General features: G+C 36.1%; 14 protein-coding genes, 1 riboswitch and 1 other annotated feature. Of the genes, 8 read left to right on the forward strand and 6 right to left on the reverse strand.

Annotation, left to right across the window (positions count from 1 at the left end; all coding sequences use genetic code 11):
* Positions 1–35 precede the first annotated feature (35 nt).
* Positions 36–638, forward strand: a complete 603-nt coding sequence (locus KDN24_RS02805; RefSeq protein WP_409975181.1) for a 4'-phosphopantetheinyl transferase family protein — start codon at positions 36–38, stop codon at positions 636–638.
* A gap of 215 nt (positions 639–853) precedes the next feature.
* Entirely contained in the window at positions 854–1906 is a 1053-nt protein-coding gene (locus KDN24_RS02810) for a beta-carotene 15,15'-monooxygenase (RefSeq protein ID WP_409975182.1), read from the forward strand.
* Positions 1907–2328: 422 nt separating this feature from the next.
* Here the strand turns inward: KDN24_RS02810 and KDN24_RS02815 are convergent, their stop codons facing one another.
* Positions 2329–3213 carry a helix-turn-helix domain-containing protein gene (locus KDN24_RS02815; RefSeq protein ID WP_409975183.1) on the reverse strand — a complete coding sequence of 295 codons (885 nt, stop codon included), beginning with the start codon at positions 3211–3213 and terminating at the stop codon, positions 2329–2331.
* Positions 3214–3381: 168 nt separating this feature from the next.
* On the opposite strand from KDN24_RS02815, the gene KDN24_RS02820 reads away from it, so the two are divergent.
* Complete coding sequence (locus KDN24_RS02820) at positions 3382–3504, forward strand: hypothetical protein (RefSeq protein ID WP_409975184.1); 123 nt, start codon at positions 3382–3384, stop codon at positions 3502–3504.
* A 199-nt stretch (positions 3505–3703) separates the two neighbouring features.
* On the opposite strand, the gene KDN24_RS02825 is transcribed toward KDN24_RS02820, so the two are convergent.
* Entirely contained in the window at positions 3704–4876 is a 1173-nt protein-coding gene (locus tag KDN24_RS02825) for a YbfB/YjiJ family MFS transporter (RefSeq protein ID WP_409975185.1), read from the reverse strand.
* Between the two features lie 142 nt (positions 4877–5018).
* On the opposite strand from KDN24_RS02825, the gene KDN24_RS02830 reads away from it, so the two are divergent.
* From KDN24_RS02830 to KDN24_RS02840, 3 genes are all read left to right on the forward strand, one after another.
* Positions 5019–5888 (forward strand): LysR family transcriptional regulator, encoded by an 870-nt coding sequence (locus tag KDN24_RS02830; protein ID WP_409975186.1) that lies wholly within the window; start codon positions 5019–5021, stop codon positions 5886–5888.
* A gap of 170 nt (positions 5889–6058) precedes the next feature.
* Entirely contained in the window at positions 6059–6466 is a 408-nt protein-coding gene (locus tag KDN24_RS02835) for a GNAT family N-acetyltransferase (RefSeq protein ID WP_409975187.1), read from the forward strand.
* 86 nt (positions 6467–6552) lie between these two features.
* Positions 6553–6786 carry a class I SAM-dependent methyltransferase gene (locus KDN24_RS02840; protein WP_409975188.1) on the forward strand — a complete coding sequence of 78 codons (234 nt, stop codon included), beginning with the start codon at positions 6553–6555 and terminating at the stop codon, positions 6784–6786.
* A 66-nt stretch (positions 6787–6852) separates the two neighbouring features.
* On the opposite strand, the gene KDN24_RS02845 is transcribed toward KDN24_RS02840, so the two are convergent.
* The 4 genes from KDN24_RS02845 to ileS all read right to left on the reverse strand — a co-directional run bounded on the left by KDN24_RS02845 (position 6853) and on the right by ileS (position 12263).
* Positions 6853–7590, reverse strand: a complete 738-nt coding sequence (locus tag KDN24_RS02845) for a cyclase family protein (protein WP_409975189.1) — start codon at positions 7588–7590, stop codon at positions 6853–6855.
* A gap of 80 nt (positions 7591–7670) precedes the next feature.
* A riboswitch (SAM riboswitch) is annotated at positions 7671–7793 on the reverse strand.
* 181 nt (positions 7794–7974) lie between these two features.
* Positions 7975–8610: a superoxide dismutase gene (locus KDN24_RS02850; protein WP_409975190.1), complete on the reverse strand. Its 636-nt coding sequence runs from the start codon at positions 8608–8610 to the stop codon at positions 7975–7977.
* A gap of 328 nt (positions 8611–8938) precedes the next feature.
* Positions 8939–9208: a VOC family protein gene (locus KDN24_RS02855; RefSeq protein WP_409975425.1), complete on the reverse strand. Its 270-nt coding sequence runs from the start codon at positions 9206–9208 to the stop codon at positions 8939–8941.
* Positions 9183–12263, reverse strand: coding sequence for an isoleucine--tRNA ligase (gene ileS / locus KDN24_RS02860; RefSeq protein ID WP_491348286.1), 3081 nt, complete (start codon positions 12261–12263; stop codon positions 9183–9185). Before ileS ends, KDN24_RS02855 begins: the two co-directional genes overlap by 26 nt.
* 176 nt (positions 12264–12439) lie before the next feature.
* Positions 12440–12739, reverse strand: a binding site (T-box leader).
* 356 nt (positions 12740–13095) lie between these two features.
* On the opposite strand from ileS, the gene KDN24_RS02865 reads away from it, so the two are divergent.
* Both KDN24_RS02865 and KDN24_RS02870 read left to right on the forward strand, forming a co-directional pair.
* Positions 13096–14181: a metallophosphoesterase gene (locus KDN24_RS02865; RefSeq protein ID WP_409975192.1), complete on the forward strand. Its 1086-nt coding sequence runs from the start codon at positions 13096–13098 to the stop codon at positions 14179–14181.
* Positions 14182–14663: 482 nt separating this feature from the next.
* Complete coding sequence (locus KDN24_RS02870; RefSeq protein WP_409975193.1) at positions 14664–15536, forward strand: NAD-dependent epimerase/dehydratase family protein; 873 nt, start codon at positions 14664–14666, stop codon at positions 15534–15536.
* Positions 15537–15660 lie beyond the last annotated feature (124 nt).

Consider the following 15660-nt stretch of genomic DNA (forward strand, 5'->3'; position numbering starts at 1 on the left):
AACGTTTTTCCTTGTTATTGCAGGAAATGACTCCATTGGAACGTGATGAAATTTATAAGTATAAATATTTTCCTGATCAATTTGCAGCGCTTCTCTCATATTATGAAGCAAAGAAAAGTGTGAAAAATCATTTTGCACATACATCAACGCTTTCTTTGAAAAAGGATCATCAAGGCAGGCCATCGTTAGAAGGGTGGTCAGGAGATATTAGTCTCTCACATACGGAAGGCTGCATACTTATAGGGGCTGTCAACCAAGGGAAAATAGGCGTTGATATACAGAGAATTGAATCTATAAACGATGGGGTAGAGAATTTTTTCTTATCTAAGAGAGAAAGAGATTATCTCTATTCATTGCCAAGTGAAGATAAGCAGAAGTACTTATTTACAATCTGGACATTAAAAGAAGCGCTTCTTAAATGGCAAGGCTCAGGCTTTTTAGTTAAAAGCCCGATAGACATATCCTTATCATTGAATCATGCTTTTAAAGAGGTATTGGCTATTGAAGGAATGGAGCAGATTCAGGTGAAATTTAAACTGTTTACACTTTTTAATCGTTACCAAGCGGCCATTTGCTATAATGATTTGGAGGGTGTAGCAGGAATTTCTACTTTTGAAGATGATTGTCGTTTTACATGATGATATTAATATCGAGTTTATAGGGAGTTGCATAAGTTGAATTCCGACTTTGTGACGCCCCTTAGTCTATAAGGCAAGAAAGTAAAAAATTGTGATGCACAATTTAATGGATGTGATTTATAGACAATTAATCAACAAATTTGAAAATAAATGGTACTATATAGAGAGAAGAAATGGCTTATTGTACAAATTAAATGAAAGTTTAGGTGGGGAATATGGTTGTTAAGAAAAGCTCAATCCATTTTGCGTGGCCTTGCTTATTATTGCTTGTGTTGGCTTCAAATCTAACTCTCTATCGTTCCTCTTTTGGAATTAGTCATTTACCTGAAAATCCGAATGGAATTGTAATCGCCTCAATCATTGATTTAACGATAGTGGCTCCTCTTTTGTTTTTAGCGTGGAAGCGTAAAATGAACTGGAAGAATCTTATCATCTTAATGGGTTTGGGATTAATATTGGCAAGATTCATTATCCCGATGGAATATTTCGCTCCGTTCAAGATGGTCACATGGGTTGGGTTTGGAATAGAGAGTGCAGTTGTTTTATTGGAACTGCTATTGCTAATCACCCTTTTTAAATATTTGCCTGAAATTATTCGAGAAGTAAAGAAGAAAAGTCAAATCCCACTCTTATTTTCCTTTTCGTCAGCTGTAGAGGAGAAGGTGAAGAAACATCCAATTATTCAAGTGATCTGCTCCGAACTGCTCCTGTTTTACTATGCTTTTGGAATGTGGAGAAAGAAGCCGCAATCGAAAGAAAATACGTTTACTCTTCATAAAAATTCTAGTTTAATTGCTTTTCAATTGATGCTCATTCATGCGATTGTCATTGAAACGATCGGCATTCATTGGTGGCTTCATGATAAAGCTTTTATTTTATCGATCATTTTGCTCGTGCTAAATATTTATTCAGCCATTTTGTTTTTAGGTGATATTCAAGCAGTGCGCTTAAACCCTCTCCAAGTTGAGCATGATCGCATGTATATTTCTCTAGGTTTAATGAAGCGAATGGAAATACGGTGGGATGATATTGCCGAAGTTATAGAAGAACGAGAAATATTAGAACAAAAGCTTTCAAACAATACGATTGATTTCGTTGCTCGTGATTTAGAGAAAGTTTATCCGACTGTCATTTTAAGATTAAAGCAGCCTGTTAAAGCAACATTACTGATGGGAATAAAGAGAGAATATGAGCAAGTGGCAATCAGAGTAGATGAGGCTGGAAAATTTAAAGAAGTGCTGCAGGAAAAGCTCGGAAAATTTAGTTGAAATGAACGAGACTGTAGATAAATCAAAAAATGATTATTCTACAGTTTTTTTACACGGAAATGGTATAGAAAAGAATAAAAAGCATCCGAATAGACGTATTCGGAATGCTATTTGTTTGAAGGCAATTTTATCATGCTATTATTATTGGGAGAAATAATAATTAACAATTATACTAGTAGTAAAATACTTATAACCAGTCACTGGGTGCTATGTCCATAAAACGGGTATCACCTTCAAAAGCCAATATAACTAGTTTCTTCTCATAGTAAACCTCCTTTAAATTGCATTTTATATGATTGCTTAATTATCTCAATGTTGATAATCTCGCAAATTATCGATTCATTTCTTGTTTTCATTAAATAAACTTACCTAACTTCTTCAAATTACTTATTTTAATGTAAAATATGTTGATAATCATAACCTTATACTGTTTGTTGGTGTTCTTCATACAGACTTATTTCAGATTCGATAATTTTTACAAGTTCTGTTTTATCATCAATCTTAAATATTTCAACTGACTTTTTCCAAAAATGTAAACCAAGTTGCTTATTTCCCTTTTTAATCCAATTACGCCCACATTGATAGTGAAGTTCTGCATATAAATACATATCCTCATTTAACTTACAAAGCCTTATTCCGTTCTCACATAACAGTAATGATTCATCATATTGATGAATATCTGTATATAATTTTGATAAATTATAGCTAATTTTCGTAAACAAGCGATCCCTATTCGTAAATGGAAAGTCTTTAATGGAGTTTAAAGCTTTTTCAAAGTATAACTGTCCTTCCTCGTACCTTTTCTCATTTCTGCAAATAATCCCCATACTATTCAATATCTCAATTTCTAAATCTGAGTATACGGCTTCGTTTAAGTCTAGGGATGAGTTTAATAATTTTAAAGCAAGCTCGGCATTTCCATGTAAATGGTATGTAATAATTCCCCTATGCCAGTTCATATAATCTATCATATACTTACAATTAATAATGGCAGGACTATTTGCTTCTTGTTTAATGATTCGTTCAATTTCTAAATAATTTCTCTCTCTGCGATTTCTTTCTAATAGTTTCTTTACTGTTTCTTTGTAATCATCCCTTACTGAATCAGTAGTATGATTGAAATAATCGATAGAAACCCCAAATTTCATAGCAATTTGCTGTAATATGTAAGAGGATGGATTGATTTTGTTATTTTCGATTCGACTAATTTCAGATTGTGAACAAATATTTTTGCATAAGTCTTCTTGTGACATTCCTCTTTTTTTTCTTAAATTTTTTATTTTGTCCCCAATATTTTCAATCCCCATTATTTGCCCTCCTATGATTATTTTCATAAAATAAGCGTCTTATATAGAAGATAACATATAAAACAAGAAATATAGTCGTTAATAGGCTATAAATTCTAAATATTCCTTTTTACAACAAATAATAACTAGTATAGGATAATAGTATCATCTAATTTAAGGAGGAGTAAAATGAAAAATAGTGTTATTAAATTATTAATGCTTTTATCGTTTGCTTTCGTATTAGTTGGAACTCCAGTTGGAGACGCTGACAACAATCCAATTAGAACATTAGATATACCAGACCAACACTAATCAATCATTTTTAAAGATTAGTAGTAATTGAGTAGCTTTGAACTGTGAAAAGTATAAGAAAAATTAGACATAAAATGATAAAGGGTATTCCGAATATGTTTATTCAGAATACCCTTTCTTGATAAACGAAGCTCTCTAAGCAGAGAGCTATTTTTATTTACAAATTACTCTTTCTCATCCTTTCTTTCATTTCGTCTCCTTACTGTAATGATTTCTTTTCATATTTTAATCCTCCAAATAGCAGGCTTGCTCCAAATAATACAGTTAAAGTAGCACCAACTAGAGCATAATGAAAGCTATTTGTCATCGTAGCCAACATTCCAGCAAGTGAGGGTCCTAGCAGCTGCCCGAGCGCATAGCTAGCAGTTAAATAGCCGAGCAAACGATGACTATTAATAGGAGACATTTGTTTTGCTAAAGTTGTAACAAGCGTCGTAATTCCCATAAAGGTCACACCAAACAAAAATGCACTTATAAAGAGTAATCCCGCTTTCTCTTCGAATATGGGTAGCACGATCCCGATTGCTTGAAGGAGCATAGCAATCATTAATGATTTTATAAATCCAATTTTTTCCCCTAAATAGGTCCAGATGATGCAGGAAGGAGAGGCAGATATTCCAACAATAAGCCAAACTGTCGTTGCGTCTCCCTGAAAATGTGCAGAGCTTTCAGCAATCGAAACAATGAATGTACCTGTGACGATATAGCCTAATCCTTCTAACCCATAAGAGATAACAAGCCATATTATCCAGCTACTCGGTGGAGCAGATGTGTGCTGCAACGGTAAATGACTAGATGAAGGCTTGGGATTTGCGTCTTCTCGAATGAAGAACCAAATGATTATAAACAATCCACTGCACAATAAAGCTAGACCAATCCAAGTACCATTCCATTGAAATAATTTGTTTAATTTAGAGACAACGAGACTGCTTAATATGATGCCTAGTCCTACACCTGAATAAAATAAACCGGATAAATGTAATCGATTTTCATATGCAAGTCGATCTAGGACAATGCTGGAAATGAGAACGAAAATATATGCACTTGCAACGCCTGAAAGAAACCTTGCCATATACCATATAGGGTAAGATGGGAAAATGCCGATCATAGCAGTAGTCATAATGCTAATCACTAATCCAATACGGAGCAAGCGTACTTTATGACATTTCGTGGTGATTTTACTTGCCAGTAATGCTCCGAAAAAATAGCCTAAATAATTACAAGTAGCTAAAAAGCCAGCGGTCAAGTTTGAAAATGAAAAAGCATCCTGCATAAAAGGAAGAATAACGGTATAGGAAAATCTCCCAATGCCCATTGCAATGATTAAAGCGAGAATGCCTCCAATAACATATGGATTGGATTTTGTATTCATCTTCCACCCCTTAGTTAAGATTTCAAAAATAAAGGTGAAGCAGATAGTCGATACACTAATTTTACTAGTAAGTTTGGTATCAGGAGAAATACATAAATGTTATAATTGATATCAATATTATTGATGGCAAGAGGTGGAGAAATTGAACATCCATGATTTATATGCTTTTAAAAGTGTTGTAAAAAATGGGAGCTTATCGAAGGCGGCATTAGAGCTGAACTATGCACAATCAAATATTACGATGAAAATTCAAAGCTTGGAAAAGCTCTATAATACTCAATTGTTTTACCGCCATAATCGCGGGATTACTTTGACACCGAAGGGTGAATTATTATTTGAAGAAGTGAATAAAATGATTCAGCTCTACGAAGATACGTTGAAAATGATGGGGGACAGTGAAAAAGCGAGCGGTCCATTACGAATAGGCTCAATGGAAACGACTGCTGCGATTCACCTTCCACCATTATTAACAAAGTTTCATATGGAAAATCCTGATGTAGATATTGTGATTTCTACTGGCCCGACAAGAGAAAACATAAAAAAGGTAGAAGACTATGAATTAGATGGCGCCTTTGTGGCAGGGCCAATCTCTCATTCTCATCTACAATCTACAAAGCTCATTGTCGAAGAACTAGTGTTAGTCACCTCATTCATGCATGCTCCTATTCATTCATTGGAAAATTTAGCAGACTGTACATTAATTGTTTTTCGAAATGGCTGCTCCTACAGAGCATTATTTGAGCAATGGCTGCAAATGGATGGAATTATTCCGAGAAAAGTAATGGAACTTGGTACACTGGATGGACTTTTAGGCTGTGTATCTGCAGGGCTAGGAGCGAGTTTACTTCCATTATCTGTGGTGAAGAAACAGGCTAAATATCACCAAATTCAATACCACCGAATTCACGAAAAACAATCGCTTATCCCAACATTGTTTTTATACCGAAAAGATGAATACCAATCTAAAGCACTTGCCCATTTTTTGAATGTGATTGAGAGCTATCATTACTGAAAAATAAACTTATGTGGTGTGTGAATTTCAATTTAATTGGAATCAAATGGAAAGATTTTATACTACTGTAGAAATTTAATGAGCTAAAATTGAAAAATGACGGGTGATGTAAAATAATTATTTATCGAGAAGCACAATTAACTGATTACGAAAATTTGCAACCGTTATTCATGAAAATGGGACTTGTATTAGAAGAAGGGTTAAATGAGCGCTTCAATAATAGTATAAAAAATAAAGATTACTTCATTCTAATTGCAATGGTCGATGAAATAATTGTCGGGTATTGCCTCGCACAAGACTTTGGTTTTCATCTCCGCACAGGTAAAAAAACATGTCGGTTACATGATTTATTTGTAGATTCGGCTTTCCGAGAAAAGGGAATTGCGAAAAAAATAATGGAGCATGTGTATACATGGTGTCGAAAAAGAAATACGAGTTGGCTTCAATGGAATTCAAGCAAGGATGCAATCCAATTTTATAAAAAGATCGGTTGTGAAATGCTAGATTTTGATAAAGACCATCCAGAGTTTGAAATGGAGTTTCAATACGAAGAGAGAAAGAGAAGTAAAGAAGATTAATGATTGGAAAGGAGCGACGTTTATGGGGATTCTGAATTTTATTCTTCTTTTGTCATAGATGAAACGATGACTAGGAGGAATAAATAATGAGCCAATCATGGGTAAAAGATTTTTATAAAAATCAATTTGAAATGTTGAACCTTAGGATAGATAGTGAGATGGAACGTGAGCTTACTATTCAGGCAGAAGAAATAATAGAGCAAGTCGGAAGAGAATTTCATAAAATGCTAGAATTAGGAGCTGGCATGGGAATATTAGCTCATGCTTTGACACAATTAGGAGTCAGTGTAACGACAATAGAGTTAGTTCCTGAAAAGTAAAGAAAAAATAATTTCGCAAGAAGGGGCACAAATCATGAGGAGATTTGTGCTCTTCTTAATATTTTCTTAAGGGAGAATGGCGAATGATCTTACTGGAAACCCTGAAGCTTTTTCAGGCTTCGGAACAATATTGAGAATAACGGCACCTTTAGGGGGGACTTGATCTAAGTTTGTTAGAAGCTCTACTTGATATGTATTTTGTTCAAGTACGTAGTATTCTCCAATGAGCGAACCATTTCTTTGATAATCAATACTTGGATCTGTATCAAAGGTTTCATGCCCTACGGCTTTAATTTTTCTTTCCTCGAATAAAAATCTCAGAGCGGAAAAAGACCAACCTGGTGCATGATTATTTCCATCTGCATCTTTATTATTGAAAGCGTCCTTGTTTGGCCAGCGTTTACTCCAGTCTGTTCGCAAGGCAACGAAAGTACCTGCCTCTATTTGACCATGCTCTTTTTCAAAGTCCAAAATATCATTCACTGATAAGGTGAAATTATGATCAATTTCCGCTTCTTTTGACTTATCAATCACTACGAGTGGTAAAACGAGTTCTTTCAATTCAATTTCATCTAAATATCGGGTATTTCGAACGAAATGAATGGGTGCGTCAATATGTGTTCCGTACTGTCCAGGGAATGTAAAGCTTTGTGCAAAAAATCCGTCTTCATGGGTAAAAAGTGTTTTAAATTCTGCTGACTCGAAAGCTGAAAAGTGTGGGGAATCCGGTCCAAAAGTATGGGTCAAGTCAACCCAGCGTTTTTCTTTTAACACGTTAATGGCATTGATTAATTCGTTCGTCATCATACATTCTCCTTTTGATTTAATTAAAAAAACCTCTTCTTAAAAATAAGAAGAGGTTATAGCACCGCTACGATTATCCCTTCTTATCTTCAAGCATTTTGCTTCTGGAATTAGCACAGTACTGCTAAACAACGCCTTGGCGAAGTTATAAGTCTGTTGCTGAGGCTTCAAAGGGCCAGTCCCTCAACCTCTCTTGATAAGAAAATTACAAATATTTAATTTAATGTTTATTCTATCCTGTATCTTGATCGTAGTCAATCCTAAAAAACAAAAAGAGCTTTTGGTTATACAGTTAACCAAAAGCTAAAAAATTTGTATGGAACTTACCACAAATTCCATACGCGATAATTACCACAATTACCTTATGCTACGAATAAATAAGACTTACTTAGATTGCACAGCATTCTCCATTAACGCTTTCAAATATTGCTCATTAACTGTGTCCCAATTCACTAGGTTCCACCAGTTGGTAACAAATTCAGGACGGCGATTTTGATACTTTAAGTAATAAGCATGCTCCCACACATCAATGACAAGGAGGGGAATTAAGTCATCTTTCAGAGGAGTATCTTGGTTCGGAGTGCTGATGACCGATAGGTCTTCACCATCAAGGACAAGCCATCCATATCCACTCCCAAACCTTCCAATTGCAGCCTTTGATAATTCATCCTGAAATCGATCGAATGTTTGGAAATAATGATCAATGGCTTTTGCAATATCAGCAGTCGGTTCTCCACCGCCTTTTGGGCTCATGACTTCCCAAAAGAGGCTATGACAATAATGGCCTCCACCGTTATTTTGCACTGCTGTTTTTACCTCGACAGGCAATTGCTCAAGATTCTTTAATAATCCTTCAAGCGGCCTTGACTTTAGCTCTTCATAGTTTTCCAATGCGACATTAAGATTGTTTACATAGGTCGCGTGATGTTTACTATGATGAATTTCCAATGTACGAGCATCAATATAAGGCTCTAGTTCATCATAAGCATAGCCAAGACTTGGTAAAGTAAACGAAGACAAGCTATCACCTCCAATTATTTATTTCTCTAGGTAAATAAAGTTTACCTAATGCAACTTTAATGAAAAATTAAAGAACTGTCAACTCTTATTAGGCTAAATCATTCAAATTAAGAATAAAGAACGATCCCTTATTAAAAGTTGGGAGTAATTTAGAGGATAAAATCGATACCTTCTTTTTGTGCTTTACACCCTAACTCCATGTTTCGATAAGCCTTAATCATAGTATGGCCTTCAATAGCAACTTGTAAGGTAGCCTCTCTTCCTATTCCGAATTGGCTCCTGTATCATTACGATGCGATCCTCTTAGCTTTTTTTTGAGCTCTTATATTTATATTTGGCAAATCATCAATATATTTCCATACGGATCTTTAATAGTAAAATAATGCCCATTATCCTCAAGGTGATTTACAATTTCAATGCCCTTATTTTTCAGAAATTGATAAGCTTCGTGAATATTATCAGTATTAAAATGAAACATGGGCACCTGAAAGCAGAAAAATTGAAGAATGCTAATGATAAAAGTTAATAAAATAGAAAAACTGGTCTGTTTAATACAAACCAGTTTTTCTATGTCATAGCATATCGATAAAAACCTCATACTCCCCAATCAATAATGTCTCCATGTCTTTCGTTTTTTCATAAAAAATATCATTTAATAAAATGCCTTTTCTTATTAAGGAATCGAATTGTTTCATGATTTCAATGAATTCATTCGAGGCAGATACATATAGGAAAATGCGTTTGTCTACAGGTAAATTTCTTTTCTTGCGAATATCTTGAACTGTCCGGATAAAATCTCTAACAAGTCCTTCCTGTACCAAATGATCTGTTAAAGTTGTGTCTAAAAATACGGTAAAAGCTTGATTTGCTGCTTCTGAGAAACCTTGCAATGCGGTCTTTTTCTGTACAAGTATATCTTCTTCTTCTAACTTTACGGTCTCTCCATTTTCTAATTGTAAGGTTAAGGCTCTGTTCACTAGAAAATCATCAATTTTCTCAGGTGAAGCATTTTGGAGAAGTTGATTAGCATTATTTACATGTTTTCCAAGTTTAGGACCAGCTGTTTTAAAATTTAGTTTGAGTTGGTGGTCAATTAAATGATTAGAGGAATCCGCCCACTCCAAAGATTTAACATTTAGCTCATCTTTAATAATTTCCTCAAAAGGTACTAGTGTATCATGATCCAAGAAATTAGAAATCATGATCATTTTAGCTAACGGCTGCTTCGTTTTTAGCTGCTCACTATGGCGTACACTGCGTCCTAATTCGACAATCTCTAAGACGGCCTGCATTTGTTCTTCGAGTAATGGCTTGATTAACTCTTCATTCAGATTAGGGTAATCAGCTAAATGAACACTTTCACCTTCTAAGGAATAGTAAATCGCATCTGTTGTAAATGGGATAAACGGTGCTAACAGCTTTGATATATTCGTAAGCAGCGTATACAAAGTATGAAAAGCAGCAGCTTTATCTTCAGTCATCCCTTCACTCCAAAATCGTTCGCGATTTCTTCTAATATACCAATTGCTTATTTCTTCAACTAGCTGCCCAGCTAATCTTGCTGCATTTGTTAGCTGATACTCATTCAATTCTTTTTTCATTTGTTTTGCTGTAGTAGCCAATCGAGAAAGGACCCATTCATCCATTATGGAGAGCTTGATCCCTTTACTTGCATGTGGGTTGAACTCATCAATCTCTGCATAAAGCTGATAAAAATAAAATAAACTTATCATTGTATCAACTAGCTTGGACTTTGCCTCTTGAACATTTCGTTCTGAAAATCTTTTCTGATTCCATGGGGCACTATCCTCGACAAGCGCCCATCTAAGTGCATCTGCACCGTATGTTTTAATTAGCTCAACAGGATTGAGGGCATTTCCTTTACTCTTTGACATTTTTTGTCCATGCTCATCAAGGACATGTCCTGTAGCGAGTACATTTTTGTAAGGAGCTCTCCCTGTATATAAAATAGAGACTGCAAGCAATGAGTAAAACCAGCCACGGGTTTGATCAATGCCTTCGACCACAACGTCCGCAGGAAATTGATTGTTCAAAACATCATTGTTTTCAAATGGAGTATGATATTGGGCAAATGGCATTGAGCCACTGTCAAACCATACATCGATAACCTCAGAAGTTCGATGCATCACTCCGCTACATGAAGGACAATGTAGGGTAACTTCGTCGACATATGGCTTATGAAGCTCAAGATCCATGAAAGGTTTTGCGGCTAACTCCTTTAATTCATGCATGCTTTTTGGTGCGTATTCTTTTTGACAAGAGGAGCATATCCATACATTTAAAGGAGTTCCCCAAAAGCGGTTTCGACTAATATTCCAATCGACTAACCCTTCAAGAAAGTTGCCGAAGCGTCCATTTTTAATATGGTCTGGAAACCAGTTTACCTGCTGGTTCTTGGCAATAAACTCATCCTTTAGAGCAGTTGTTTTAATGAACCAGCTGTCAGTTGCATAATAGAGCAATGGAGTGTCACATCTCCAGCAATGTGGATAAGAATGTTCATATCGTTCTTTATGGAATAACAGCCCTTTTTCATGAAGCAGCTTAATAATTTCGACATCACAATCTTTCACAAACTTTCCTGCGAGGGGAGTCACAACATCTATATATTTTCCTCTTTCATCAACAACATTTACGAAACTGAGATTATGTTCTTGAACGAGACGATAATCATCTTCCCCGTAAGCTGGTGCGATATGGACAATTCCTGTTCCACTCTCTTCGGTTACGAAGCTAGCGCTGACAATGTAATGCCCTTTTTCTACTTCAATAAATTGGAAGGGAGGCTCATAAGCGAGTCCGATTAATTCCTTCCCTTTCACTGTCTCGACAATCTCACCATCTCCAGAAAAAATATGCTTCGTTCTTGAGGCTGAGACAATATAGATGTCGTCCTTTACTTTCACCTTTACATAATCGAAATCTTTATTTACGGCTAGTGCTACATTGGCAGGCAGCGTCCAAGGAGTTGTCGTCCAGCCTAACACATATTCATTCGCTTTATCTTTCAGCTTAAATTTGACCGTAGCACTTAAATCCTTTACATCTTTATAACCTTGGGCGACCTCATGGGAGCTTAATGACGTTTGGCAGCTCGGACAGTAAGGTGATACACGATGCCCTTTATAGAGCCAGCCTTTGTCATGAATCGTTCCGAGGATATGCCAGACAGATTCAATATAATCATTACTCATTGTCATATAAGGATTATCCATATCAACCCAATAGCCTAAAGCATTTGTAAACTCCCGCCATTGCTGTTCATAGGAAAAGACACTTTCCTTACATTTTTTAATAAAAGCCTCTACCCCGTACTCCTCGATCTCCTGCTTTCCCGAGATGCCTAAAGCCTTCTCCACTCCTAATTCAACAGGCAATCCATGTGTATCCCAGCCTGCTTTCCGAATCACCTGCTTGCCTTGCATCGTATGATAACGAGCAATAATGTCTTTAATTGTTCTGCCAAGAGCATGGCCAACGTGAGGAAGGCCATTTGCTGTTGGCGGCCCTTCATAGAAAACAGAGGACTCAGCATTTTCTCTATTCTCAATCGATTTTTGAAAAATATGCTGCTCCTCCCAAAAATGTAGGACTCTTTTTTCACGCATTGTCGCTGTTTCCTTTTGCTCCATTGATTCTTCCTCCTTTTATATTAGAAAAACTTGGCATTTGCCAAGTCCTTTCGGCAAATACTCTAGCTTTTCTTATGCGGTGTGATAAATGCTAATATTATTTGAACTTCATTTCACTTAAGTACGTTAACAAACTTAAACTTTCCTATTAGCAAACAAAAAACACCCGTCCCTATGAAAGGGACGAGTGTTATACCCGCGTTACCACCCAAATTCTGCTGCAATAATAGCAACAGCACTTTGCCAACGTACAATCATACGCGTTCCTTGTAACGGCGGAATCCCGTCAAGACTTACTTGTAAAAAGGCCATCAGTATGGAGTGCAGTACACACGCTCACTGATTCGTTTCACTCTATCGTTCAGTCTCGCATCTCAGAGATGATTATTCCGTCAGGCCTTCCTCGCTGGCTTCCACCATCCCCAGCTCGCTGTAGAGTATCTCCAAAACGTACTTGTTCTCTTCATTGATTTGTATTTATTTAGGATATTTCAGTTATATTAGCATGAATTGATGGTGGAGGCAAGGATGTAATGAAGTATAAAGGAATTTTTAAAAATAAGATGCCGAAATATGTATGTTTGGACTTTTTTGGCTAATAGGAAAGTTTAAGGTTATTAACGTACTAAAGTAAATTTACATTCAAATAAATTACTGCTATATAATACCGCATAAGAACAGCTAAGACATTCGCCGAAGGACTTGGCGAACGCCAAGTTTTTCTAATAAGTTTTATGTAAAGCTCAATGATCCTAACATTCATTCCGCCATGAGGATGGTATAATAAAATGTATTCGGAGATTTTTAACTATTTAAAATTTAGGAGATTCAAATGTTAAATATTCAAAAAGTAACGTTAAATCCAAATCGAAGAGTTATTATTATATCTGATATTCACGCTAATTTATCATTATTTAAGAGACTATTAGATAAAGTAAATTATTCAAATGATGATTATTTGTTTATCAATGGTGACTTATGTGAAAAAGGAGCGAACAGCTTAGAGGTTGTTCGCTATGTTAAGAAGCTTATGGAACAAGCGCCCGATGTTTTCGTGACGAAAGGAAATTGCGATGTTTTGTATCGCTATGTGTTTGAAGGAAATGAAGATATTTTAAACTATATGAAAAAGAGGAGAAATTCAGTATTAAATGAGCTGCTGGCAGAGCAACAACAATCTGTAGAAGATTTTCGTGATGTAAAACAGCTTGCTCAATTTTATAAAGAACATGCTCAAGAGATAATTGATTGGTTTGAATTTTTGCCTATTGCTTATGAAACAGAGGACTTTATTATCGTTCATGCAGGAATAGAGAATCGTACCGATTGGGAGCAAACTTCTGAAGGGAATGCGTTAGCAATCGATTCATTTTTGAACAAAGGACATCAAGCAAAGAAAAATGTAATTGTAGGACACTGGCCAGCCGTCAATTACCGTGATAATGTCGAAAGCTCGAACAACCCACTCATTAATTTGGAGAAAAAAATAATTGCGATCGATGGTGGAAACCAGATTAAAGCAGATGGCCAGCTGAACGCACTAATTATTGAACAAAATCAAATTTCATTTCAGTTTGTTGACGAGCTATTAGAAGAGCGTACTGTGAAAAGCGGTTATGTAGATCAAACAAATCGCGTCGGCACCGTAACCTATCCAAATTACAAAATGAGCGTGATGCTTAGTGAGCGTTATTTTACACTCTGCAAAAATATCACTCTCGGCATCGAACAATGGATAAAAAATGAATATTTAGTTGAAAAGGATGACGCTGTGTACTGTAAAGATGATCTAAGCACAACATTTTTATCGGTCCAGAAGGATGAAGTTGTAAAAGTGCTGGATGCACAGCAATCTGGCTATGTACTAGTTAAAAAGCAAAATGGTCTTGTAGGATGGGTGCCTGAATATGTTTTATAGGTGGCGTTTATTTTTTAAAAAATTATCTTTTTGAGACCATGGTTAGGTGAAACTGAGTATCTGGTGGTCTCAAAGTAAGTGAATGCGACCACAGCTCAGAGAAAACTGTGTACCTAGTGGTCTCAAAGTAAGTGAATGCGACCACAGCTCAGGGAAAACCGAGTCCCTTGTGGTCTCAAAGCAAGCCAAAGCGACCACAGCTCAGGGAAAGCCGAGTATCTGGTGGTCTCAAAGCAAATGAAAGCGACCACAGCTCAGGGAAAACCGAGTCCCTTGTGGTCTCAAAGTAAGTGAATGCGACCACGGCTAAGTGAAAACCACATATCCGGTGGTTTCAAAGAGTACCACACAGTAAACTGCAACCTAGTGTACTCAAAATTTCTTAATTATTAGGAAGAGTAATTTTGCTCTGCCCCTTTTTCTTGCTAAAAAATGGAAAATTGAATTAAAATTGTTAATAAGTTGGAAGGGAGATGAACCTATTGAAAAAAGTACTAGTGTTAGGTGGAACTAGATTTTTCGGTAAAAAGCTTGTGAATCTTCTATTAGAAAACGGACATGATGTAACGATTGCAACGAGAGGGAGAACAAAAGATCCTTTCGGAGATAAGGTAAGTCGGTTGAGCATTGATCGAGAGGACTATCAATCTTTAAAATCAGCAGTTGGAGACACAAACTGGGATGTTGTTTATGATAATATTTGTTATACATCAAAGGAAGCTAGTGAAGCATGTGAAGTTTTTTCCGGAAAGGTAAAACATTACATATTAACTTCAACTCTATCAGTATACGAATTTGCAGATGGTAGTAGGAAAGAGGAAGATTTCAATCCTAATTCTTATCCGATTAAAATTGGAACGAAAACGGATTTTTCTTATGGAGAGGGCAAACGCCTAACAGAAGCGGTCTTTTATCAAAAGGCGGATTTTCCAGTTAGTGCTGTCCGTTTTCCGATTGTTCTAGGGGTAGATGACTATACGAAGCGACTACATTTTCATATTGAGCAAATAAAAAATGGCAAACCAATTGGTATTCCAAATTTGAATGCATTACTCTCGTTTATTTCTTCAGATGAGGCAGCCTCATTCCTTAATTGGCTCGGTAATCAACAAATAGAAGGGCCAATAAATGCTTGCTCCAAAGGGGAGCTGTCTTTGCGTGAGATCCTCTCTATCATTGAAGAAGCTGTTCAGAAACAGGCAATTGTTGAACAGCAAACAGATGAGGAAAATCAATCTCCTTTTGGCGTTCCTGCTGATTGGTATATGGATACAGCGAAAGCAGAAGCAGCAGGCTTTCAATTTCAAGATTTGAAAAAGTGGTTCACGAAACTTGTTCAGGAAATTTCAAATTAATTGGACATTATATAAGTTGATTTAGGAACCATTTTCCCCTGTTCTTTCGTAAAAATGCGTATCCGTTTTTTGCTAAACACGAAAGAATCATCTCATACAATACCCATTGAGATCGATTCTTTTG

This window comes from Cytobacillus sp. Bva_UNVM-123, from assembly GCF_046351715.2.
Taxonomy (GTDB): domain Bacteria; phylum Bacillota; class Bacilli; order Bacillales; family Cytobacillaceae; genus Cytobacillus.

Coding starts and splice junctions, on each gene's coding strand:
- KDN24_RS02855 (WP_409975425.1), bottom strand. CDS start 9,208: ATGAGGTTTTTATCGATATGCTATGACATAGAAAAACTGGTTTGTATT.
- KDN24_RS02820 (WP_409975184.1), top strand. CDS start 3,382: ATGAAAAATAGTGTTATTAAATTATTAATGCTTTTATCGTTTGCTTTC.
- KDN24_RS02865 (WP_409975192.1), top strand. CDS start 13,096: ATGTTAAATATTCAAAAAGTAACGTTAAATCCAAATCGAAGAGTTATT.
- KDN24_RS02815 (WP_409975183.1), bottom strand. CDS start 3,213: ATGGGGATTGAAAATATTGGGGACAAAATAAAAAATTTAAGAAAAAAA.
- KDN24_RS02845 (WP_409975189.1), bottom strand. CDS start 7,590: ATGACGAACGAATTAATCAATGCCATTAACGTGTTAAAAGAAAAACGC.
- KDN24_RS02840 (WP_409975188.1), top strand. CDS start 6,553: ATGAGCCAATCATGGGTAAAAGATTTTTATAAAAATCAATTTGAAATG.
- KDN24_RS02825 (WP_409975185.1), bottom strand. CDS start 4,876: ATGAATACAAAATCCAATCCATATGTTATTGGAGGCATTCTCGCTTTA.
- KDN24_RS02810 (WP_409975182.1), top strand. CDS start 854: ATGGTTGTTAAGAAAAGCTCAATCCATTTTGCGTGGCCTTGCTTATTA.
- KDN24_RS02835 (WP_409975187.1), top strand. CDS start 6,059: ATGAAAATGGGACTTGTATTAGAAGAAGGGTTAAATGAGCGCTTCAAT.
- ileS (WP_491348286.1), bottom strand. CDS start 12,263: ATGGAGCAAAAGGAAACAGCGACAATGCGTGAAAAAAGAGTCCTACAT.